Annotated in this window: 20 protein-coding genes; 5 read left to right on the forward strand and 15 right to left on the reverse strand. The window is 53.7% G+C overall.

The window, feature by feature from the left end; all coding sequences use genetic code 11:
• Positions 1–148: 148 nt before the first annotated feature.
• Genes F3J38_RS27365 through F3J38_RS27385 form a run of 5 tightly spaced genes read right to left on the reverse strand, consistent with a single transcriptional unit; the run spans position 149 to position 6,172 of the window.
• On the reverse strand, positions 149–928 hold the full coding sequence (locus tag F3J38_RS27365; RefSeq protein ID WP_167144435.1) for a heme ABC transporter ATP-binding protein: 780 nt from the start codon (positions 926–928) through the stop codon (positions 149–151).
• Complete coding sequence (locus F3J38_RS27370) at positions 921–1,922, reverse strand: FecCD family ABC transporter permease (protein ID WP_167144437.1); 1,002 nt, start codon at positions 1,920–1,922, stop codon at positions 921–923. The genes F3J38_RS27365 and F3J38_RS27370 overlap by 8 nt, the downstream gene beginning before the upstream one ends.
• A complete protein-coding gene (locus tag F3J38_RS27375) occupies positions 1,915–2,739 on the reverse strand; it encodes a heme/hemin ABC transporter substrate-binding protein (protein ID WP_167144439.1) in 825 nt (274 codons plus the stop codon). Before F3J38_RS27375 ends, F3J38_RS27370 begins: the two co-directional genes overlap by 8 nt.
• Positions 2,736–3,758: a hemin-degrading factor gene (locus F3J38_RS27380; RefSeq protein WP_167144441.1), complete on the reverse strand. Its 1,023-nt coding sequence runs from the start codon at positions 3,756–3,758 to the stop codon at positions 2,736–2,738. Before F3J38_RS27380 ends, F3J38_RS27375 begins: the two co-directional genes overlap by 4 nt.
• A gap of 50 nt (positions 3,759–3,808) precedes the next feature.
• Positions 3,809–6,172, reverse strand: coding sequence for a TonB-dependent receptor domain-containing protein (locus F3J38_RS27385; protein ID WP_167144443.1), 2,364 nt, complete (start codon positions 6,170–6,172; stop codon positions 3,809–3,811).
• A gap of 232 nt (positions 6,173–6,404) precedes the next feature.
• Here F3J38_RS27385 and F3J38_RS27390 point away from each other — a divergent pair, with 232 nt between their 5' ends.
• Positions 6,405–6,692, forward strand: a complete 288-nt coding sequence (locus F3J38_RS27390) for an Rdx family protein (protein WP_167144445.1) — start codon at positions 6,405–6,407, stop codon at positions 6,690–6,692.
• Positions 6,693–6,781: 89 nt separating this feature from the next.
• On the opposite strand, the gene F3J38_RS27395 is transcribed toward F3J38_RS27390, so the two are convergent.
• The 8 genes from F3J38_RS27395 to F3J38_RS27430 form a co-directional block, all read right to left on the reverse strand.
• Positions 6,782–7,321 carry a PadR family transcriptional regulator gene (locus tag F3J38_RS27395; protein WP_167144447.1) on the reverse strand — a complete coding sequence of 180 codons (540 nt, stop codon included), beginning with the start codon at positions 7,319–7,321 and terminating at the stop codon, positions 6,782–6,784.
• Between the two features lie 90 nt (positions 7,322–7,411).
• Positions 7,412–8,194, reverse strand: coding sequence for a siderophore-interacting protein (locus F3J38_RS27400; RefSeq protein ID WP_167144449.1), 783 nt, complete (start codon positions 8,192–8,194; stop codon positions 7,412–7,414).
• A gap of 70 nt (positions 8,195–8,264) precedes the next feature.
• Complete coding sequence (locus tag F3J38_RS27405) at positions 8,265–8,708, reverse strand: GlcG/HbpS family heme-binding protein (RefSeq protein WP_167144451.1); 444 nt, start codon at positions 8,706–8,708, stop codon at positions 8,265–8,267.
• Between the two features lie 284 nt (positions 8,709–8,992).
• Positions 8,993–9,136, reverse strand: a complete 144-nt coding sequence (locus F3J38_RS27410) for a hypothetical protein (protein ID WP_240156089.1) — start codon at positions 9,134–9,136, stop codon at positions 8,993–8,995.
• A gap of 249 nt (positions 9,137–9,385) precedes the next feature.
• A complete protein-coding gene (locus tag F3J38_RS27415) occupies positions 9,386–10,252 on the reverse strand; it encodes a helix-turn-helix domain-containing protein (protein WP_167144454.1) in 867 nt (288 codons plus the stop codon).
• 255 nt (positions 10,253–10,507) lie between these two features.
• A complete protein-coding gene (locus tag F3J38_RS27420; protein ID WP_167144456.1) occupies positions 10,508–10,672 on the reverse strand; it encodes a DUF2474 domain-containing protein in 165 nt (54 codons plus the stop codon).
• Position 10,673: 1 nt separating this feature from the next.
• Positions 10,674–11,678: a cytochrome d ubiquinol oxidase subunit II gene (gene cydB, locus F3J38_RS27425; protein ID WP_167144458.1), complete on the reverse strand. Its 1,005-nt coding sequence runs from the start codon at positions 11,676–11,678 to the stop codon at positions 10,674–10,676.
• Between the two features lie 2 nt (positions 11,679–11,680).
• Positions 11,681–13,096, reverse strand: coding sequence for a cytochrome ubiquinol oxidase subunit I (locus F3J38_RS27430; protein ID WP_167144460.1), 1,416 nt, complete (start codon positions 13,094–13,096; stop codon positions 11,681–11,683).
• 559 nt (positions 13,097–13,655) lie between these two features.
• Between F3J38_RS27430 and yghX the strand changes: the two genes are divergently transcribed.
• Entirely contained in the window at positions 13,656–14,546 is an 891-nt protein-coding gene (yghX, locus tag F3J38_RS27435; RefSeq protein ID WP_167144461.1) for a YghX family hydrolase, read from the forward strand.
• Between the two features lie 85 nt (positions 14,547–14,631).
• Here yghX and F3J38_RS27440 read toward each other — a convergent pair whose 3' ends face one another.
• On the reverse strand, positions 14,632–15,003 hold the full coding sequence (locus F3J38_RS27440; protein ID WP_167144463.1) for a winged helix-turn-helix transcriptional regulator: 372 nt from the start codon (positions 15,001–15,003) through the stop codon (positions 14,632–14,634).
• Positions 15,004–15,104: 101 nt separating this feature from the next.
• Between F3J38_RS27440 and F3J38_RS27445 the strand changes: the two genes are divergently transcribed.
• On the forward strand, positions 15,105–15,959 hold the full coding sequence (locus F3J38_RS27445; RefSeq protein WP_167144465.1) for an SDR family oxidoreductase: 855 nt from the start codon (positions 15,105–15,107) through the stop codon (positions 15,957–15,959).
• Positions 15,960–16,276: 317 nt separating this feature from the next.
• On the forward strand, positions 16,277–17,935 hold the full coding sequence (gene treF, locus F3J38_RS27450; RefSeq protein ID WP_167144471.1) for an alpha,alpha-trehalase TreF: 1,659 nt from the start codon (positions 16,277–16,279) through the stop codon (positions 17,933–17,935).
• Positions 17,936–17,989: 54 nt separating this feature from the next.
• Here treF and F3J38_RS27455 read toward each other — a convergent pair whose 3' ends face one another.
• Positions 17,990–18,814, reverse strand: a complete 825-nt coding sequence (locus F3J38_RS27455; protein WP_167144467.1) for an alpha/beta fold hydrolase — start codon at positions 18,812–18,814, stop codon at positions 17,990–17,992.
• A 217-nt stretch (positions 18,815–19,031) separates the two neighbouring features.
• Between F3J38_RS27455 and F3J38_RS27460 the strand changes: the two genes are divergently transcribed.
• Positions 19,032–20,621, forward strand: a complete 1,590-nt coding sequence (locus F3J38_RS27460; RefSeq protein ID WP_167144469.1) for an MFS transporter — start codon at positions 19,032–19,034, stop codon at positions 20,619–20,621.
• Positions 20,622–20,977 lie beyond the last annotated feature (356 nt).

A 20,977-nucleotide genomic window follows, 5' to 3' on the forward strand; every position in this document is an offset into this window, starting at 1 on the left:
CTCTTCGACAGGATGATACTGGCGTATTATGACCGGGCAGAAAAACGTATTATCCGAATCGACTGACCACAAAAGTGTTACCTATGTGGTCGGTCTGATCTGTTACCCATGTGCCCGGTTGTACCTTTATGCGCACCTGGCAATACTGTTACGCCCGCAGCTGAATCTGCGGCCTGCCCTGCTCTTGCGGCATCACGACGTGCAGCTCGGCCTGATACCAGTGCGTCAGCGTGCTCTCCGTCATCACCTCTTGCGGTGAACCCTGTGCCACCAGCTTGCCCTGATGCAGGAGCAGAATGCGATCGGACCACAGCGACGCCAGATTGAGGTCGTGCAGCACGGTGCAGACGCTAAAGCGACCGTTGCGCGTCAGTTTATGCAGCAATCGCAAACTGTACTGCTGCCAATAAAGATCGAGTGCCGAAGTCGGTTCATCGAGAAACAGCCAGCCGCGCGGACCATCGTCATGCCACAACTGTGCTAATACACGCGCCAACTGCACGCGCTGCTGTTCCCCGCCAGAAAGCGAACGGTAATCGCGTTTCGCCAACTCCAGACTGCCGGTGATGTGCATCACCTCTTCAATCACCGCTTTGGATTTGCTGGCAGGCCAAGGCGCACGCCCCATCGCCACCACCTCTTCGGCAGGCAGCGGGAAGGTCACGCTGTTTTGCTGGCGCATGACTGCGCGACGTTGTGCCAGCGGCTCACGCGGCCAATCATTCAGTGGGCGATCGCCAAGCCAGCATTCACCGGCTTCCGGCGTCAGAAATCCAGTTAACAAGCGCAGCAAGGTCGATTTTCCCGCGCCGTTAGGGCCGATGAGGGCAATCATCTCACCCGGTTGTAAGGTGATGGAGACATCATCAATCAACGCACGCGCGCCGTGGCTAAAGCGCAGGCCGCGAGCCTGCATTGAATCACTCATTTATCCCCCTTTGCTGGCGCAGAATCAGCCAGAGAAACCATGGACCACCGAGTAAGCTGGTTAACAATCCCACCGGCATCTCCGCTGGGATCACCACCGTGCGTGCCAGCGTATCCGCCAGCAGCAGCAGAATGGCCCCCGCCAGCGCCGAGCCCGGCAACATCCAACGATGATCGCTGCCGACACAGAATCGCATCACATGCGGCACCACCAGACCCACAAAGCCAATGATGCCGCTCACTGACACCGCCGTGCCCACCAGCAGCGCGCTCAGCACTAACAATTCGCGCTGGGTACGTTTCACATCAATGCCCATGTAGTGCGCATCTTCTTCACCGAGTTGCAGCAGGTTAAGACGACGCGCGCGGGTCTGGATGACAATCAGCGTGGGAAGGATCAGTACAGCACATACTGCCAGACTCGGCCATTGTGCCGCGCTCAAACTGCCCATGCCCCACAGCGCCAGCTGACGCAGTTGCTGATCGCTGCTGAGCCAGGAAAGTACGCCGACAGCCGCACCGCACAGGGCGTTAATGGCGATACCTATCAACAGCAAGCGCGATAAATTCCCCAACGCCAGACGACTGAAACTAAAGATCAACAGCGTGACGATCAGGCTGCCGATAAATGCCGCAATCGAGGGCAACCAGAGTGCCAGCAGCGGTGGCAAACTCATCGGGATGATGATCGAGAGCGCCACCGCCAGCCCTGCACCGCTGCTGATCCCCAGCAAGCCCGGATCGGCCAGTGGGTTACGGAACAAGCCCTGCATCACCGCACCCGAGACCGCCAGCGCCATACCGAGCAGCACCGCCAGCAACACGCGTGGCAGACGGATATTGAGCCAGATCTGCCACGCCATATCGCTGAGCGGTGCATGGAACAACGTCTGCATCGAGAGCGGCATAGCGCCGAAATTGGCGGCCATCAGCATGCAAATCACCATGCTGATGGACATCACGAACAGCCAGCGCATCAGTGCCGCATTAGTCATGTTTTACCGCTTCAGCGGCACGACGCAGCTTAACGATGGTTTCCGGCGTATCGAGGCCAAAGCCCAGCATCGCCATCTCATCCACCACCAGCAAGGCATGGTGCTGACCCGCAGGCGTCAGTGCCAGTCCCGGCAGCGACCATATTTTATCTTCACCGCCCAAGGTACGTAGGCCATCTTGCCCCACCACCACCAGATCCGGTGCGGCGGCAACCACACCTTCCTGCGAGAGCTGCTGATAGTGAGGAATTGCGGCCATGGCATTCACCAGACCGGCACTGCGAATCGCCGCATCTGCACCAGTTTGCGTGCCTGCCGCCTGCGTACTCATGCCCCCGTGCGCCATGATAAACAGCACTTTTACCGGCAACGGCTGCTGTGGAATCTGCGCACGCTGCTTGTTCACTTTCTCGATCAGCGCCTTGGCTTCATTGTCACGATGCAGCGCTTTACCGATGGTCGCGATTTTTTCTGGGATGGCGTCAAGGCTGGTTTTGCCGGTGACATCGACCACTTTGACACCCGCGCTTTCCACCTGCTGCAGCACCAGTGACGGTTTCGCCAACTCGCTGGTGAGCACCAGCGTCGGCTTCATCGCCAGAATGCCCTCGGCATTCAACTGGCGCATATAACCGATATCCGGCAATTTGTTGGCCTGCGCCGGATGCTGGCTGGTGCTGTCGCGCGCCACCAGATCGGCCTGTGCATCCAGTGCATAGATAATTTGTGTGACATCACCACCGATCGAGATCACCCGTTCAGCGGCAAACGTTGGCAGCGCCAAAGCACCCAGTAGTAATAGCGTCAAACGTTTCATGCTGTCGCTCCCAGCGCGGTGACCTGCTCACGCCAGCGTGCCTGCTCTGGCGTCCCTTCGCTGCGCTGACCGTACAGCTGCGCAATTTGCGTGCCGTCGGCGGCAAATAGTTCGAGGCTGGTAACAAAGCCATCACCACTGGGTTTGCGCGTAACCCAGCTCTCCGCAATGTGATCCGCCATCAGATGCAGCGTAAAGGTCGGGTTGAAGATGTTGACCCAGTTGTCCATCGGCATCAGCTTCTCTACCGCACCGGTGAAGATCTGCGTGCAACCACGGTTGCCGATGAAGATCATGATTTCGTTGCCATCCTGCTGCGCCTGCTCCAGCAGTTGAGCCAGCGAATCATTGCTGACTTGGCGCGCCAGATCGTCTGGTACGGCATGGAAAGCCTGCTGGCGTGAAATATTGTGGCGCTTCAGTAAGCCAAAGAACTGATGCACATCGGTGATGGCACGCCATTCGGCTTCCACTTTGCTGGCATCAATGGTGTGGCTGTGTTCTGGCGCGGCGGCAGGCTGTGGATCCAGTGCCGCAGCGGCTTCGACAGTGAACTCAGCGATCAGCGCATCCCATGCCGCCATATCGGTATTATCGGTGGTGTAAATTTTCAGTACCGCATCAGCGTGGCGATCAAAAATCTGAATACTTTGGCGCTCGCCGCGTGCTGTCTGCTCACGTAGGAAGAAGGCGCTGTGCCACTGTGCCGGGAACAGACGCTGATCGAGCGCACGCGGGTTAAGGATCAGTCCGGCATGTTCGCCGAGGTGCAGGTTTTCATATTTGCCGACCTGCTCATGCACGGCATATTCGTTGCGGGTGATGCTTTTGGTTTCACCGACGGTTTCCAGAGCCTTCAGCAGCGCCGGGAAATCCGCTTTCAAAGATTGTGCATCTTGGCCGACGCGCGCTTCACACAGCTGCGCTTCGCCAATGCCCATCAGGGCCGCCAGATCGCGTGCATACTTTTTCGGATGCTCGCCTTTCAGCGCCAGATAGTGATCGTAACGTGGGTTCATTGCTCTTGCTCCATGAAAAGGCCCTGCGCGAACGCAGGGCGAAAAAGTGATTAGAAGTCGACGTTCACACCGAGCTGGAAGGTGCGGCCTGGCATTACAGCCAGATTGATGTCGTTGCGATCTTGAGCGGTATCGCTGCTCAGTTCGCGGCTGCTCAGGTAATCCCAATACTTACGGTCAGTGATGTTATAAATGCCGCCGCTCAGCTTGACGTTTTTAGTGACCTGCCAGTAAGCCGTAGCATCCACCATGCCGTAACCCGGTACGCGCATGTAATCATCGGTTGAATCCGTAATCGCGGTGCCGGTGTTGGTATAGGATTCACGGTTAGTAGCGGTCGCCTTCTTGCCTTTCACGAAGGTAGCCGTCAGCGCTGCACCGTAACCACGGGCTTTGTCATCCCATGCCACGCCCACAATCGCCTTCATTGGCGCTACGCTCTCCAGATCGATGTAACGGTCTCCGAGATAACTCGATTTGGATTTGCCTTGGTTGTAACCCAAGGCAAAGGTACTGCTCAGACCGTCCACTTCCGGGAACCAAGTGCCGTAGTTAACTTTGGTCGAAATCTCAGCACCATAAATGTAGGCCTTATCGCGGTTCTCAGCCTGATAAGTCGTCGCGATGTTGCTTGGCACATTGACGAATTTCTCTGGATTCGCTGCACGGCGATAACGCGTATATGCAATGAAGTTTTTATAGGTGTTATAGAACGCTGAAGTATTGATAGTAATGCCTTCAGTAGGTTGTCCTTTCAGACCCCACTCGAAGTTGTTACTGGTTTCGGTTTTCAGGTCCTGATTACCAATCAAGGCATACTGTGCGCCAGGAATATAGTTGGCGCCCAAGTTCCACGAGCCATACAACTGGCTGGTGGTTGGGAACTCAACACCACGCTTGTACTGCAGATAGGTGGTCAGCGCTGGCGTCAGATCATACTGGAAAGTCAGCGATGGCAGCACCTGGGTATCGGAATTGGTTTTACCATACAGCGCCTCAACCTGATCTTCAGTCAGCACGGTACTGTTAGCCGTCAAACTGTTGAGATTTTTCGGCTTCGTGCTCTGGTACATAACGCGCACGCCGGGAATAACGGCAAAGTTGTGGCTATCAAGGTCGAAATTAATCTTATCTTGTAGGTAACCGGCGACAGCATAAGTGCGGCTATCAGATTGCGGCTTAGTGATCGCGGTATATGTGCTAGGCGTTGGGTATTGGCGGAATGGACGTTCACTGTCATCCAAACGCGCATTGAAGCCCGCACTCAACTCATGTCGGCCAACGTTTTTGGTCGCACGAGTATCGAACCCATAGGTATCGACGTTGTAATCAGAGTAAACCGTGCCATATGCAGTAGCACTGGTTGGATAGTAAGTGTTGTCATGCGCCTGGGTCTGCTGCCAGTAAACTCGCGTCGTCAGGGTATCAATGAATTGGTTGTAAGGCGTCCACTCATCCGCCAGGTTAATGCCCCAGCGGCGCGTGTCACTCTGCTGCTGTGCAGTGCCCCAAACGGTGTTACCGCTGGTATCCCAAGTGTCGTAGTGACTGTGGTTGGTTTTGTGGTAGTAGTCGAAGGTCGCGCTCAGCTTATGCTGATCGTTGGGCTGCCAAATACCAGAAGTCATAAAGGCATCGGAATGCCAGTTTGCCGGATAGGCATCAATGACGCCGCTGTTATTTTCGGTTTCCTGACCATCACGGCGGCTGTAAACGAACAGGCCGCGCAGCTCATCATCGCCCGCTGCCGCGGTGATGCCGTTGTGCCAACTACGGTCTGAAGAGTTATAGCCGCTCTCATAACCAAAGTAAGTATTCTTTTCGCTGCTGAGATAGTCGTCTGGGGTCTTGTTGTGGAACGAGACGTTACCACCAATCGAGGTGTTAGGTTGATCGACCGCTGTCGCTCCCTTCTCGATATCAACGCTACCAAACATGTAGGGATCGATGTAATCACGGCCAATACCGAAGGTGTTATTACCGGTACGACTCACATACGGACGCCCCGTGGCATCAGGGATCGGAATCCCATCAATATCCATGCCCACGCGGTTGCTTTCTAAGCCACGGATGTTGTAACCGGTATACCCAGCACGGTCGAAACCACTTTTACCTGAGGATGATCCACCGCTCGAACCGGTAGCACTGATCAAAGGTTCATAACGCATGATCGAACCAAAATCATTCGCGCCACGTCTCTGCAATTCACTGGCTGTGATGGTGGTTTTGTTTCCCGCCTGCTGCTTAGGTGCGGTAACGGTCAAAGAGGGTTCGCTGTATGTAGATTTCTCTGAGGAAACAGCAAGTGTCGTGTCATCGCTGGCGGCATAGCTGCAAGCGGCATGAATAGCGGAAGACAAAATGGCAACTTTGAAAAGGCGTTGCTGGGCCATTCCCTGAAAGAGTGAAGACATGCGCGAAATACCTGGTTAATTGTTAGTATTCGCTCACTGAATTGCTACCAAAAAAAACGCGTAACGCGTTAATAAACCGTAAAAAATGTGGACTTATTTTATGTAATAAATAATTTCGCCAGAAATGTAATGCAATTGGTAATCATTATCAATAATCTTTACACTAAGATGTATTTTAGACAGCACATTTTGTTAACTTGTTTATAATCAACAATTAAGAAGAGGCCTCTCGATGTCGCAAAAACCGGCTGTGACCATTTACTACTGCACCCAGTGCAACTGGCTTCTGCGTTCTGCCTGGATGGCACAAGAATTACTGCATACCTTTGCCGAAGATTTAAGCGCAGTAACACTGAAACCCGGCACCGGTGGCGTGTTTGAAATCAGTATTGATGGCGAGGTGATTTGGGAGCGCAAACAGGAAGGAGGATTCCCGGATGCGGCGGCACTGAAGCAGCGCGTGCGTGATTTCTGCTGGCCAGACCGTGAGTTAGGCCACGTCGATAAAAAGAAACCCTAAGGATTGTTTCGTTAAAGCGCGCTAGGTCAAGGGTTTCACTTATCAGGTTGCGCCTTAACAGAAAATGAAAACGTTAGCGCCTGCGAGCATCAACTGTTGGCGATTTTCTTCGTTGCTTCATTCAAAGCATTGATGACAATTTCCAGCGCTTCAGGAGAAATATCCTGCTGCGAAAGACGATGATTTAACGTATGCCGAATATGATGAATCGCCTGTTCTACTTCGGGAATACTGCGGTTATTCACCAGAATGGCTAACGATGTCAGGCGCTCAATAATAATAGTAATATTGTCGCCATTCTCCGCCAGCAATGCTTTGCCGCCCTCGTTCAGCGCATACGCCTTACGCGATGCATGGGCGTCCACGACGCGAATCGCGTCCATCTCTTCTAACAGTGTGAGGTTGGGATAGATAATACCGGGGCTTGGGGAGTACTCGCCCTTTGACAGCTCTTCAACCGACTTAATCAACTCATAACCGTGTGCAGATCCGTTCGCCAAAAAGTGCAACATCAACAGACGAATATCACTGGCATCCAGCATCCTTTCCCGACGCTTTTTTCGTGCGCCTGCACACATTGCCCGCTGTGCATTATCGGACTGCCATGGAAAATCCCGCTGCTGTTTCATTGCCTTCCCTGAGGTCAATTAAGGGGGATTGATAGTAGTCTGCCGCTTGGCAAAATTCAACACAGGCGGCAGCAGGGGCAGTGAAGTCAGTTATTTCTGATGCCAGTAGGCAACGGCGCGCACAAAGTCAGTATCAGCACCACGACGCTGAGTAAAGTAGTCGCTCAGCAGTTTGACTGCCTCACCTTCACCGGTCAGCCAGATAAAATACTCTTCAACCGGCAGTGAAATCTTATCTAACTGCGCAATCAGCGGGCCAAGATTATCAGCCTGCATCGTGCCGCTACCCAGCCATGTCACCTGGACATGGGGTAAATCACCCAGGTAATCAGGTCCGGTGCTTTCATCAGCATACGCCAGCAGATGGATCTGCTGTGCCTGCATCTCCGCGTAACGGCGCTTGAAAGCGGGCAGCCCGGTTTCGTCACACACGTAAATCTGGCAAGCATAATCAACGGGAACGACGCACGAACCACGCGGCCCACCCATCGCGATTTGGTCGCCCGGCTTGGCATCATTGGCCCAACTGCTGGCAACGCCGCCATCATGGATATAGAAGTCGAGCGTCAGAGAATCGGTGCCGTTGAACGCCAGCGGGGTGTAATCACGTGCGGCTGGGCGTACGCCGCCCGGCCAGACGATCCCTTCTTCCGTCATCTGTGGCAAAGCCAAGGCACTGCCTGCCTGCTCCGGGAAAAATACTTTGATGTGATCGTCAAATGACGGTGAATTAAACCCAGCCAGATCGCTGCCCGTAAATTCGATACGCCAGAAAGCGCCAGCGATTAAGGTTTTATTCGCCACGGTGATGTGACGAAAACGCAGTTCATTGCGTACACGCTTCGGCGCGCGCTCGTTAGTGGTAGTTCGCAAGTGTCATCTCCTGTGGATCAGCCCAGCATAATGCCGCCGTCCACCGCAATTTGTTGTCCAGTGATCAAAACTACATTACCGCCAGTGCTTCAGCAGCCAATTCCGCAACCTGTGAGTCGTTGGCACCATGCGCCCCACTCACGCCGACTGCTCCCACGACTTCGCCGTTCAGCCAGAGTGGAATACCGCCTTCCAGTGGCGTCACGCCGGGCGTGGCAAGAAAACTGGGGCTGCCTGCATTAATGAAGGTCTCAAACTCCTTCGATGGCGCGCGCAGCAATGCCGCAGTACGCGCCTTACCCAATGCAACGGTGGGACTGATGCCGATGGCCTTGTCGCTGCGATCCAGACTCACGACTTCGCCCGCACGATCCACCACTGCCACACTGATATGCCAGCCGAACTCAGCGGCAGCCTCGAATGCGGCATTGATCACCACCCGCGCTGCTGCCAATGAAATTGAGTGATAAGAGTTTGCCAGCGCACTGCCGGCCAATGCTGATTGTTTATCCATAATTTTGCCCCGTACCGGACGTCAGAAGTCCGCGCATGAATCAAACGTTATCGAAAATCATTCTCATCTGACGTGCGTAGAATAGTTATGATATATCTTAAGCGCAATGCCGAAAAATGCTATTGGGAGAAGTGGCTGGAGATGAGTCTGAGCGAGCGCGACGTAGCGGCGCAATGTCTTGCGCACAAGTCAGTTACATCATTGCTTCAGATAGGCGCGATCAATCGCGCCGCAACAAAGTGTGCGGCGTGGGAGCGAAGTACGGTGCTTAAAGCGGGTAGAAATCAGGCTTGATGGTTGGTGCAGTTAACGAAACTATTGTCATCCTGAGAGTGCTGCGGCAGTGGATTATCACCAACAATTTCATGCTGCTGGCAATGTTGCTGATGCGGATGCAGCCCGCCTGGCGGTGTGAATGGCTCAGCCATCTGTGCACTTGCCAGCGAGGAAAACGCTACAAGCGCTGTCGATAAGAACAACGGTAGAAGTCGCATAATTTTTTCTTTTCACTTTTAAGGCCCGGAATGGACCAGGAATGCAGGTGATTATCCAGCCTGATGTGAGGCGGCTGGTGTTTTACGCGGCCAATCAGGTTTCGATGGAGGATTTTACGCCAGTTATGGCGAATATTTTATAAAATCGTGCGGTTAGTCACAGTTAACCGCACGAATTATGCATTAGCAGGTTGAGACCGGAATATAAAAAGTACCCTGTAGTAGATCCGGGGTGCTGTATTTCAGGTCCAGTTTGAGCAGGTCTTTGCCTGGACGGCGCGCCACGCCCAAGGCAGGAAGATGGTTATAGTAAATCTCAGCCGTGAAAGCGTTGATCTCTTCCGGCGTACCATGCCAGTCAATCTCCGCATATAAACCGCTTTCACCGGTCCAGTTCTGCACGTTGCGCGGCAGAACATCGGCATACTGGCTTTCCAGAGCCTGGAACAAGCTGATGTGCTGCTGGTCGGCAGAGTTGACGCCCGGACTAAACTGGAATCCCAGCCAGCCACGGCTAACATGCTTACCCGCAAAGGCGATAAAATCGCGCGTATGTTGCGCTACAACTTCGTTGTGGTGATCGATATATTCGCCAAAGCGGCATTCCCACTCGATGACTTCACCGCATAACTGCAACTCCGGCTTCTCGGCCAGTCGCGCGTTAACCCAGGAACGCTGCGTGGAGATACGGCTGTGGAAATCCTTCATCAGCATCTCCGGGATGCGACGATAGGCGCCAGGCGTCATGGAGAAGTGGCTTTTGAATACTCGGGTGAAATTCTGCTGATTATCGAAACCAAAGCGCACCGCAATATCGATGAGCGGCATACTAGTCAAGCGAAGCGCCATCGCGGACAGGGTCAACCGCCGTTTACGCGTATAAGACGCCAGCGTCTGGCCGGTCATCTCTTTGAACATGCGTTGCATGTGCCACTTGGAGTAACCAGATTTCAGGGTAATCAGATCGATATTAAGCTCGTCGGTCAGATTCGCCTCTATCCAGTCCACCAGATCGTTGATGTACTGTTTTTTAAGATTCAGGCTGAGCATGATTTTTTAATCGAGTGATGAATGTGAAGGTAATGAATTTGCGCGATTAGTCACATAAATATAACAAAAACGTATTACTAACGTAAGGAAGAGTAAAGTCAGCGAGGCGGGAAAAGCATTAATTGCTTAGGTTACTAACGTTTTCAGGTCAATTTTCACGCTGCAATAGTGTGAATAAGGTCGCCATTGCCAGCGACCTTCGCTCGAATTTTGTAACGGGGCGCACACTGTTGCGAAACTTGTTACTCCGCACACTCAGTGCGTATGCATGCCTGCTGCGTTCATCATCATACGAAACAGTGATGCCACCACACCGAGTGCCAACACACTTGCGCCATAGATGATCACCAGCCACATCACCCTCTTCCACCATGGAGACGGGGTTACCGTATCTTTCATCTTGCTGACTTCGATTGGCATATCAATGGTACCCCTCGTCGGCTTTGATTTTTCCGCGGAACACGTAGTAACTCCAGAAGGTGTACCCCAGAATCACCGGGATTATCAGTAAACCACCCACCAACATAAACGCCTGACTGCTGGCCGGAGACGCGGCCTGCCAGATGGTGATCGACGGCGGAATGATATTCGGCCAGATGCTGATGCCCAGACCGGAGAAGCCGAGGAAAATCAGCGCCAGCGTCAGAAGAAACGGTGAGTAATGCGCTTCACGTTTTATCGCTCGCACGATCCCCCACGAACACAGCAGCACCAGCACCGGAACTGGCATAAACCAGAACAGGTTAGGACGCGAGAACCAGCGCTGCGCGATATCTGCATGCGTCAATGGTGTCCAGATACTGATCATCCCTACCACCAGCAGCAGCGTCAGCGTTAGCGGCGTGGCCAGCGCCGACATCTTGCGGTGCAGTTCATGCTCCGTTTTCATGATCAGCCAGGTACAGCCCAGCAGCGCATAGGCAATCACCAGGCCCACGCCGCAAAACAGCGGGAACGGTGACAGCCAGCTCATGGATGACCCGACGTACTCGCGACCTGAAACCGGAAAACCATTGAGGATGGCCCCCACCGCGACACCCTGGCTGAAGGTTGCCAATAGCGATCCGGCAATGAACGACTTATCCCAAAACGGACGATGCTCCTCAGTCGCCTTGAAGCGGAACTCAAACGCCACGCCCCGGAAAATCAGGCCAATCAGCATCGCCGTCAGCGGGATTGATAGCGCATCTAACAACACGGAATACGCTAGCGGGAATGCGCCATACAACGCCGCGCCCCCGAGTACCAGCCAGGTTTCGTTACCATCCCACACCGGTGCAACGGTGTTCACCATCATATCGCGCTCGACCGGATCTTTGTTGAACGGCAGTAGCAGGCCGATGCCAAGGTCAAAGCCATCCATCACGATGTACATCAGGGTGCCAAACACAATGATGGCAAACCAGATAATAGAAAAGTCGACCATGATTAGTGCTCCCCGCGCTTATGGGTATTGGCCGCCGACAGCGGACGTGCCGGAGTGTGGTGTTCGCCCGGTCCACCGTGCGCGACCTCCTTCCCTTCCCCCGTCACCGGGCCTTCTTTAATCAGGCGCATCATGTAGTGATAACCGACGCCGAACACTGAGCAGTAAACCAGGATGAACGCCAGCAGACTGATGCTCATATGCAAACTGCCATGCGCGGAAACCGCATCAATCGTCCGCTGTACGCCATAGACCACCCAGGGTTGACGTCCCATTTCAGTGGTAATCCAGCCTGCAAGAATCGCAATCAGTCCAGACGGCCCCATCAGCAGGCAGAACCACAGGAAGGGTCGCGAGTGATACAAACGTTTCTTCACGCGTAGCCATAGACTGATTACGCCCATGCCAATCATCAGCAGGCCCAGCGCCACCATCACGCGGAACGACCAGAAGATAACGGTGGAGTTTGGGCGATCCTCTTTCGGGAAGGTTTTCAACGCCGGAATCTGCTTTTCCAGACTGTGCGTTAAAATCAGGCTGCCGAGGTAAGGTATCTCCAAGGCATATTTGGTGCGCTCCTGCTCCATATCCGGCACGCCAAACAGGATCAGCGGCGTGGGCTCACCCGGTTTGTTTTCCCAGTGCCCTTCAATCGCCGCAATTTTGGCTGGCTGATATTCCAGGGTGTTCAGGCCATGCGCATCCCCGAGGAAAGCCTGTATCGGCGAGACGATGAGTGCCATCCACAGCGCCATAGAGAACATCTTACGCACCGCAGGATTGTCATTACTGCGCAGCAGATGCCAGGCGGCAGAAGCACCAACAAAGAAAGCGCTGGCGAGGAAGGCGCCAGTGGACATATGCAGTAAGCGGAACGGGAATGATGGGTTGAAGATAATTTTCAGCCAGTCCTGCGGGACCACCACGCCATTTTCGATTAGGTAACCCTGCGGGGTGTGCATCCAGCTGTTGGAAGCCAGAATCCAGAAGGTTGAGAAGATAGTGCCAAGTGCCACCATGCAGGTGGCGAAGAAGTGCAGGCCAGGGCCTACACGGTTCCAGCCAAACAGCATCACTCCGAGGAAACCCGCTTCGAGGAAGAAGGCGGTCAACACTTCATAAGTGAGCAGCGGCCCGGTAATACTGCCGGCAAACTGTGAGAAACCGCTCCAGTTGGTACCAAACTGATAGGCCATCACCAGCCCGGAAACCACGCCCATGCCGAAATTGACAGCAAAGGCTTTGGACCAGAAGTGATAGAGATCGCGATAGGTCTCGTTACGGGTTTTTAGCCACATCCCCTCGAGCACCGCCAGGAAACTGGCGAGACCGATGGTAATCGCTGGGAAGATAATATGGAAAGACACAGTGAAGGCGAACTGTATCCTTGCCAGATGAAAGGCATCTAATCCAAACATTGCTTACCTCATTGCCACGAATTGCATCGAATTTTTACTTATAATTAACAAACAGATGGTCGCAATAACGTTCACGAACCCGAATGAAATGTCGCATTAATGTAAAAGGAAGCGCTGTGAACGAAAATAAACAGTGGGAGTCATTTAAACTATAACAGTGCTTGATGTGGATCATTTTCCGATGCACAAACAACCTGTTTAAAATAAAAGAGTTAAGGTTAAACACCTTCATTCATTGTGACAATAATGTTATTAATAGTAGCGGTTGCTGACTGAATTACCAGATAACGCCATTGATTAATTATCGCTAAATACACAGCGCAATCAGGATATTTAGCACCTCTCTAAACCCACAAAAAAATCGTAATTACCCCATCATGGAACTCACTGTTAAATAAAAGATAAGCCATTTAAAAAGAAAGAATATATTGTCGAAGCAAGAAAATAACCCTCTAACACCTCTGCGCGTTAACGGTTTGCGGCATAGGGTTTGCAAGCATTAACAGACTGTGCTTTTTTAAAGCGGCAAAGCAAACGGTTAATCAGCGAAGGAGAGGTTATGACCCGTCTTACCGCACAAGATTTTCCCCAAGAACTGCTTGAGTTATACGATTACTATGCGCACGGCAAGATCAGCAAACGTGAGTTCATTACGTTGGCCGCCAAGTTCACTATTGCCGGGATGACCGGTGCCGCCTTACTGACTGCCATGAGCCCCAACTATGCGCTCGCCCAGCAAGTTGAGTTCACCGACCCCAGCATCAAACCCGAATATATTCACTATCCCTCCCCACAAGGGCATGGTGAAGTGCGTGGCTATCTGGTGCGCCCCGCCAATGCCACAGGCAAAGTGGGGGCAGTAGTGGTGGTGCATGAGAATCGCGGGTTGAATCCTTATATTGAAGACGTGGCACGCCGCGTGGCAAAAGCGGGGTATATCGCGCTGGCACCTGATGGCCTGAGTTCACTGGGCGGGTATCCGGGAAACGATGAAGAGGGCAAGGCCATGCAGGCCAAAGTCGATCCGACAAAATTGATGAACGACTTCTTCGCCGCTGTCGATTTTCTGATGCATCACGAAGAAGGCACCGGCAAAGTCGGCATTACCGGGTTCTGTTATGGCGGCGGCGTGGCAAACGCCGCTGCGGTGGCATTCCCTGAGTTAGCCTGTGCGGTACCCTTTTATGGTCGCCAGCCTAAAGCTGAAGATGTACCCCGCATCAACGCCCCGCTACTGCTGCATTATGCCGCTTTAGACAAAGGCATCAACGAAGGCTGGCCTGCCTATGAAGAGGCGCTGAAGGCCAACCATAAAACCTATGAAGCTTATATCTATCCTGGCGTGAATCATGGGTTCCACAACGATTCGACACCACGCTACGACAAAGCAGCAGCCGAACTGGCATGGAGCCGGACATTGGGGTGGTTTGAGAAGTATCTGCACGCTTAATGATGCGGTGAATGCGTACCCTACAACAACCCTGCGCTTTCGCCGTAGGGTTGCCTTTTATCTGACCGGCAAGCATGAGCGAGTGTTACGCCTCTGTGTTCTCCTTCACAATACGGTGCACATTGCTCTCCAGCCAGTCGGCCAGGCCAATCACATGGCCTTCCACTTCGTGACCTAGCGGCGTCAGGCGATATTCCACATGCGGCGGCACCACTTCATAGGCAATACGTTCGATAAAGCCATCGTCTTCCATATAGCGCAGCGTTTGCGCCAGCATGCGTTCACTGACGCCACCTATCTTGCGGCGCAGCTCACTAAAACGCAGCGTTTCTTCGCGCAGCGCTAATAATACCAGTACGCTCCAGCGACTGGTGATGCGCTTGAGCACGTCGCGTGAGGGGCAATTCACATTGAGCAGCTCGCCACGGATAAATTTATTACTCAGCTTTTCAGACATTTATGCTGCCCTCTTCAAACTAACAAATCTGTAAGTACTTACTAAAAGTTAGTTTATCCCTTAGGCTGTTTTCATACCAGCTCAAACTGAAGGAGAACATCATGATTGCGATTACAGGTGCCACTGGCCAACTGGGCCGTCTGGTGATTAATGAGTTACTGAAAAAAGTGCCTGCCAACGAAGTGATTGCGGCAGTGCGTTCACCTGAGAAAGCAGAGGATCTCAAAGCGCTGGGCGTGACGCTACGCGCAGCCGATTACAGCAAGCCAGACACGCTGAAAAGCGCGTTCAGCGGCGTCGACAAACTGCTGCTGATCTCCTCCAGCGAAGTCGGTCAGCGTGAAGCGCAGCACCAGGCGGTGATTGATGCAGCGAAAGCGGCGGGCGTGAAATTTATCGCTTACACCAGCCTGCTGCATGCGGATACCACAACGCTAGGTTTGGGCGTCGAGCACCGTGCCACGGAAGCGATGTTAAAGGCCTCAGGTATTCCGTTTGCCCTGCTGCGCAACGGCTGGTACACCGAAAACTACGCTGCCAGCATCGCACCAGCGCTGGCGCACCACGCCTTTATTGGCTCGGTGGGTGAAGGCCGCATCTCGTCGGCAGCCCGCGTGGATTATGCTGCTGCAGCAGCAGAAGTGATCAGCCGTGACGATCAGGCGGGTAAAGTGTACGAACTCGCTGGCGATGAGAGCTATACGCTGGCCGAATTCAGCGCCGAGATTGCTAAGCAGTCTGGTGAGCAAGTGGATTACATCAACCTGCCACCCGCTGAGTTCGAAGCGGCATTGAAAGGCGCCGGTTTGCCAGATGCATTAGCAGAGCTATTGGCGGATTCCGATGCCGGTGCCGCCAAAGGTGGATTGTTTGATGACAGCCGCTCACTCAGTCAGTTGATTGGTCGCCCGACCACGCCATTTGCTGAAGTGATTAAAGCGACGTTAGCGAAATAATCGCACTTCAGGCCAGCATCTGCTGGCCTGATTCCCGTCTCGTATGCCACCAAATGATCAATCAGAATGGCGGTTTTTAAGCCCAACCTTGGCGATTTTCTTATTTACAGATAATTCTGTGCAGTCATTTAAACCACCATTTCAAATGACGTTTTCATTTCCTGAAATATAGCTCGTTGTAATCACTGAAAAATCATTAAAACACCCGATCAATCGACAATATTTATTACGTTCATAGATATTTCGCATTGTTGTCTGCGCTATTCAAAGCTCTATAATTTGTCCTTTGAGCAACCAGGCAATTTCAGGAGGCCGCTATTAATACTAACCACCAGCAACGTCAAGCTTTCGGGGAACACGAAGCCCATGCTGATCTGGGGTATCAATACGATCCTCACGAATTCGTACGCGAAGGGATGCAGGACTCAGAGCCAGAGCCGGAGCTGATTGAAGGTCTGCCCGCGTCGGACGCCCTTACGCCTGCCGATCGCTATATGGAACTGTTCGAGCATGTGCAAATGTCGCGCATATTTCCCGACGGGAAAACCTTCCCGGACTGCGCGCCAAAATTCGATCCGCTGGATATATTAATCCGCTATCGTCGTCGTAAACGCACGGCTGAATTTGACCTTGAAAAATTCGTGCATGACCATTTTTATTTGCCGCAGGTGAATGAGAGTTTTTATGTTTCCAATCCGGATAAAACCCTGACGGAACATATTGACGAGCTGTGGCCCGTGTTAACCAAAATGCCACAGCAACATTTACCGCATTCATCGCTGCTGCCACTGCCGAAACCTTATGTGGTTCCAGGCGGGCGTTTTGGTGAGACCTATTATTGGGACTCTTACTTCAGCATGCTCGGCCTCGCGGACGCCGGGCGTGACGATCTGCTGCGCGATATGGCAGATAACTTCGCGTGGCTGATCGATAATTACGGCCATGTGCCCAACGGCAACCGTACCTATTACCTTAGCCGCTCGCAACCGCCAGTGTTTGCGTTAATGGTTGAGCTGTTTGAAGAAGATGGTATTCGTGGTGCCAAACGCTACCTCGACCAGTTGATGAAAGAGTATCAGTTCTGGATGGACGGCGCGGGAGAGCTAATGCCACATCAGGCTTATCGCCATGTGGTACGCATGCCGGATGGTTCGCTGCTCAATCGCTACTGGGATGACCGCGACACACCGCGTGATGAATCGTGGATGGAAGATGTGGAAACCGCCAGTAAATCCAGCCGCCCGGCCAACGAGGTGTATCGTGATTTGCGTGCTGGTGCCGCTTCCGGCTGGGATTATTCATCCCGTTGGCTGCGCGATCCTCATCGTCTGGCGAGTATCCGTACCACCCAGTTTATTCCGGTCGATCTGAATGCGTTCCTGTACAAGCTGGAGTTGATGATCTCTACGCTGTCGCATGCCAAAGGCGAAGAATTAACAGCGCTGGCGTGGCAGAAGAAAGCGGATACGCGCAAGCAGGCGATTCATCGTTACCTGTGGGATGACACCGCAGGCGTTTACCGTGATTACAACTGGCGCGACGAACGCTTTGGTGCCTTTACGGCAGCCGCAGTGGTGCCGCTGTTCCTTGGACTTGCCACCCCGGAGCAAGCGCATCTGCAAGCGGTGGCGCTGCGCCAGCTGTTGCTGACACAGGGCGGCCTGGTGACGTCAATGGTGGAAAGCGGTGAACAGTGGGACAAACCCAATGGCTGGGCACCGCTACAATGGATGGCGATTGTGGGCTTGAATCATTACGGTGAAGAAACCCTGGCGACAGAGATTGCCGTTAACTGGCTGACCACCGTGAAGAACTTCTATTCGCTGCATCACAAGCTGGTGGAGAAATATGACATCAGCGGTGATCGTGCACGTCCGGGTGGCGGCGGTGAATATCCGTTGCAGGATGGATTTGGCTGGACCAATGGCGTCACGCGCCGGTTAATGTCAATGTATGGGCACTTGCTGGCGGATTAACAACAGAAAGGGCGCATCAGCGCCCTTTCTTATTGGTGGTCATTACTGTCGCGATTATTTGTTCCCCTGCAAGAACGCCAGCAAATCTTCGTTCAGCTGATCCTGATGGGTCACCGCAAAACCGTGTGGACCGTTCTCATACACTTTCAACTCTGAGCCTTTGATCATTTCATGCACCAGCTTGCCGGTGGCTTCAAACGGCACGATCTGGTCGTTGCTGCCGTGAATCACCAGCGTTGGCACATCCACCCTGGCGATATCAGCGCGGAAATCTGTCTCAGAAAACGCGGTCACACAATCGAGTGTGCCTTTCAGTGAGGCCAGCAGCGCAATATTCAGCGTCTGGATCATTACGCCATCAGAAACCGTCTGGCCGGCATTAGTGCCATAGAACGGCGCAGCAAAGTCTTTGATAAACTGCGCACGATCCTTACGCAGCCCGGCTTTAATACCGTCAAACACCGCTGTTTCGACCCCTTCAGGATGATCATCAGTCTTGCCGAAGATTGGCGTCACCGCACCCAACAGCACCAGCCCTTTCACTTTCGCGGTGCCGTAGCGACCGATATAGCGAGAAACATCACCGCCGCCCATTGAGAAGCCCACCAGCGTCACGTCGTCCAACTGCAAGTGTTCGATCAGCGCATGGATATCATCGGCGAAGGTATCGTAGTCATAACCTTCCCATGGCTGCTCTGAGCGACCAAAGCCGCGACGGTCAAAAGCAATGGCACGGTAACCTCGTTCTGCCAGGAAATTCAGCTGGCTTTCCCACATATCTGCATCCAGCGGCCAGCCGTGGCTGAACAGGACTGGCTGACCTTTGCCCCAATCTTTGTAGTAGAGGTTAACGCCGTCTTTTGCTTTGAATGTGCTCATGTTTTTTGCTCCGTTAAGTGAGTGATGTTGTGTCTGCCAATCAAACTACATCGAGCTATCGGAAAAACCTAAAGCAGAGATTTTGACAACTTGTTCAAAGATTTTTGTCCTGTCCAGCTGTCAAAAAAGCCTGGACAAGTTGACCGATTTTTTCCGCTATCAAGCGCATCGTGGGCCTCGTAAGGTGCAGACATCGCACACTGACAGGAACATGATGATGAGCCAGCAAAACCCAACAGCGCCACGCGGCGGTGCCTTTTCTCCCTTCGGCTACGGGCTATTCGCCCTGATCTGGACCGCTTCAGTCCTTGGCAACACCGGCAGCTTTATCCGCGATGTCGCCAGCGCCTGGCTGGTTACCGGTTTATCCGATAACCCCACCGCCGTCGCCTTGATGCAAACCGCCGCCACCTTGCCGGTATTTTTACTGGCGCTGCCTGCGGGCGTGTTGTCCGATATTGTCGATCGCCGCCGTCTGTTGATTGTCGTACAGGTGTTGATGGCGAGCGTCAGCGGCACGTTACTGGTGCTGTCACATAACAACTGGCTCACCGTAGAGTGGCTGATCGGCCTGACCTTCGTTGGCGGTATCGGCGCAGCGCTCTTCGGCCCAGCATGGCAGGCGATTGTGCCGGAACTGGTGCCGCGTCATGAGCTGAAAAACGCGGTGGCGCTTAACTCGCTAGGCATCAATATTGCCCGCGCCATTGGGCCAGCCACGGGCGGTTTGCTGCTGGCAAGTTTAGGCGCTATGGCCGCCTACGGTGCCGATGTCGCGAGTTATTTTTTCGTCATCGCGGCCCTGCTGTATTGGAAGCGCCCCGCTAAAGCCAAGACCGAGCTGAATGAGCACTTCTTTGGCGCGTTTCGTGCTGGCCTGCGCTATGTCAAAGCCAGCCGCGAACTGCACCGTGTGCTGCTGCGTGCAGCGATGTATTTTGCCTTTGCCAGTGCCATCTGGGCGTTACTGCCGCTGGTAGCACGCACCATGCTGCACGGCACGGCAGGATTCTATGGCCTGCTGCTGGGTGCCGTCGGTGGCGGTGCCATTGCCGGTGCGCTGCTGCTGCCGCGTCTGCGCAGCAAACTAAGCAACGACGGCTTAATGTTGCTCTCTGCGGTACTGAGCGCATTGGTGATGCTGGCGCTGGCCATGAGCCCGCCGCAGTGGCTGGCGCTGCTGTTGATGCTGGTATTGGGCGTGGGCTGGATTATTGCGCTCACCACCTTGAATGGCGTGGCACAAGCGGTACTGCCGGATTGGGTGCGCGGTCGTGGTTTGGCGGTCTATCTGATGGTGTTCAACGGCACACTGGCAGGTGGCAGCCTGGCCTGGGGTTTAATCGCACAACAGCTGGGTCTGGCGACCACACTGCTGATTGCTGGCGCGGGTCTGGTGCTCAGTGGCCTGCTGCTGAAACGTCTGGCGCTGCCTGCGGGTGAGGCCGATCTGCAACCGGCACAGCACTGGGCTGCCCCCGTTGTTCATGAAGAGGTGGATGTGCGTCGTGGGCCGGTGTTGATTCAGATTCGCTACCGCGTTCCGCAGGAAGACCGTGCAGCGTTCAAACGTGCGATTCATAAGTTGGCGCAATCCCGTCGCCGCGATGGGGCCTATTCATGGGGATTGATGGAGCAAACCGATGATCCGACGGCGCTGCTGGAGTGGTTTATGGTGGAGTCATGGCAGGAGCATATGCGCCAGCACCAGCGTGTTTCCCACGCCGATGCCGAGCTTCAGCAAGCGGTACTGCAATATCATCAGGGCGATGACGCACCACAGGTGAGCCATCATATAGCGATATAAGCGAAATTTTGCAGGGACGCGCCCCACAAAAACGTGGCATTACGCAGTAATACCTGTCAGTTAAGTATTAGGTGATAACGCGGTAATGCCAGTTAAGCATTAGGTGATAACGCAGTCTGGTGCCGCTGTTGGAAAGGGCGTGATGGTTCGGGAGATAACATTTTTACTGCTATAAAGGGCGCGATGGCTCAGGCGATAGCGTTTTTATTGCTCCAGAGGGCACATTGTTTGAGGCCACAGCGCCTCGGCTGCTGCAACGGGCTATTCGCAGCGCTGAGGCGGAGACGTTGTGCCAGGAGCCAGGCGCAGGGATGCGACAGGCAGTTCGGGTAGGCCAGGACGGCCGTACCCGAACG

This window comes from Candidatus Pantoea formicae (assembly GCF_011752625.1).
Taxonomy (GTDB): Bacteria; Pseudomonadota; Gammaproteobacteria; order Enterobacterales; family Enterobacteriaceae; genus Pantoea; species Pantoea formicae.

Bases quoted from the DNA above. Each gene is read 5' to 3' on its own strand.
- cydB (WP_167144458.1), bottom strand. From the start codon at position 11,678: ATGGTCGACTTTTCTATTATCTGGTTTGCCATCATTGTGTTTGGCACC.
- F3J38_RS27415 (WP_167144454.1), bottom strand. From the start codon at position 10,252: ATGCTCAGCCTGAATCTTAAAAAACAGTACATCAACGATCTGGTGGAC.
- F3J38_RS27455 (WP_167144467.1), bottom strand. From the start codon at position 18,814: ATGAGCACATTCAAAGCAAAAGACGGCGTTAACCTCTACTACAAAGAT.
- F3J38_RS27395 (WP_167144447.1), bottom strand. From the start codon at position 7,321: ATGAAACAGCAGCGGGATTTTCCATGGCAGTCCGATAATGCACAGCGG.
- F3J38_RS27370 (WP_167144437.1), bottom strand. From the start codon at position 1,922: ATGACTAATGCGGCACTGATGCGCTGGCTGTTCGTGATGTCCATCAGC.
- F3J38_RS27420 (WP_167144456.1), bottom strand. From the start codon at position 10,672: ATGCCAATCGAAGTCAGCAAGATGAAAGATACGGTAACCCCGTCTCCA.
- F3J38_RS27445 (WP_167144465.1), top strand. From the start codon at position 15,105: ATGATTGCGATTACAGGTGCCACTGGCCAACTGGGCCGTCTGGTGATT.
- F3J38_RS27460 (WP_167144469.1), top strand. From the start codon at position 19,032: ATGAGCCAGCAAAACCCAACAGCGCCACGCGGCGGTGCCTTTTCTCCC.
- F3J38_RS27365 (WP_167144435.1), bottom strand. From the start codon at position 928: ATGAGTGATTCAATGCAGGCTCGCGGCCTGCGCTTTAGCCACGGCGCG.
- F3J38_RS27405 (WP_167144451.1), bottom strand. From the start codon at position 8,708: ATGGATAAACAATCAGCATTGGCCGGCAGTGCGCTGGCAAACTCTTAT.
- F3J38_RS27385 (WP_167144443.1), bottom strand. From the start codon at position 6,172: ATGTCTTCACTCTTTCAGGGAATGGCCCAGCAACGCCTTTTCAAAGTT.
- F3J38_RS27380 (WP_167144441.1), bottom strand. From the start codon at position 3,758: ATGAACCCACGTTACGATCACTATCTGGCGCTGAAAGGCGAGCATCCG.
- yghX (WP_167144461.1), top strand. From the start codon at position 13,656: ATGACCCGTCTTACCGCACAAGATTTTCCCCAAGAACTGCTTGAGTTA.
- F3J38_RS27375 (WP_167144439.1), bottom strand. From the start codon at position 2,739: ATGAAACGTTTGACGCTATTACTACTGGGTGCTTTGGCGCTGCCAACG.
- F3J38_RS27410 (WP_240156089.1), bottom strand. From the start codon at position 9,136: ATGGCTGAGCCATTCACACCGCCAGGCGGGCTGCATCCGCATCAGCAA.
- F3J38_RS27430 (WP_167144460.1), bottom strand. From the start codon at position 13,096: ATGTTTGGATTAGATGCCTTTCATCTGGCAAGGATACAGTTCGCCTTC.
- F3J38_RS27440 (WP_167144463.1), bottom strand. From the start codon at position 15,003: ATGTCTGAAAAGCTGAGTAATAAATTTATCCGTGGCGAGCTGCTCAAT.
- F3J38_RS27390 (WP_167144445.1), top strand. From the start codon at position 6,405: ATGTCGCAAAAACCGGCTGTGACCATTTACTACTGCACCCAGTGCAAC.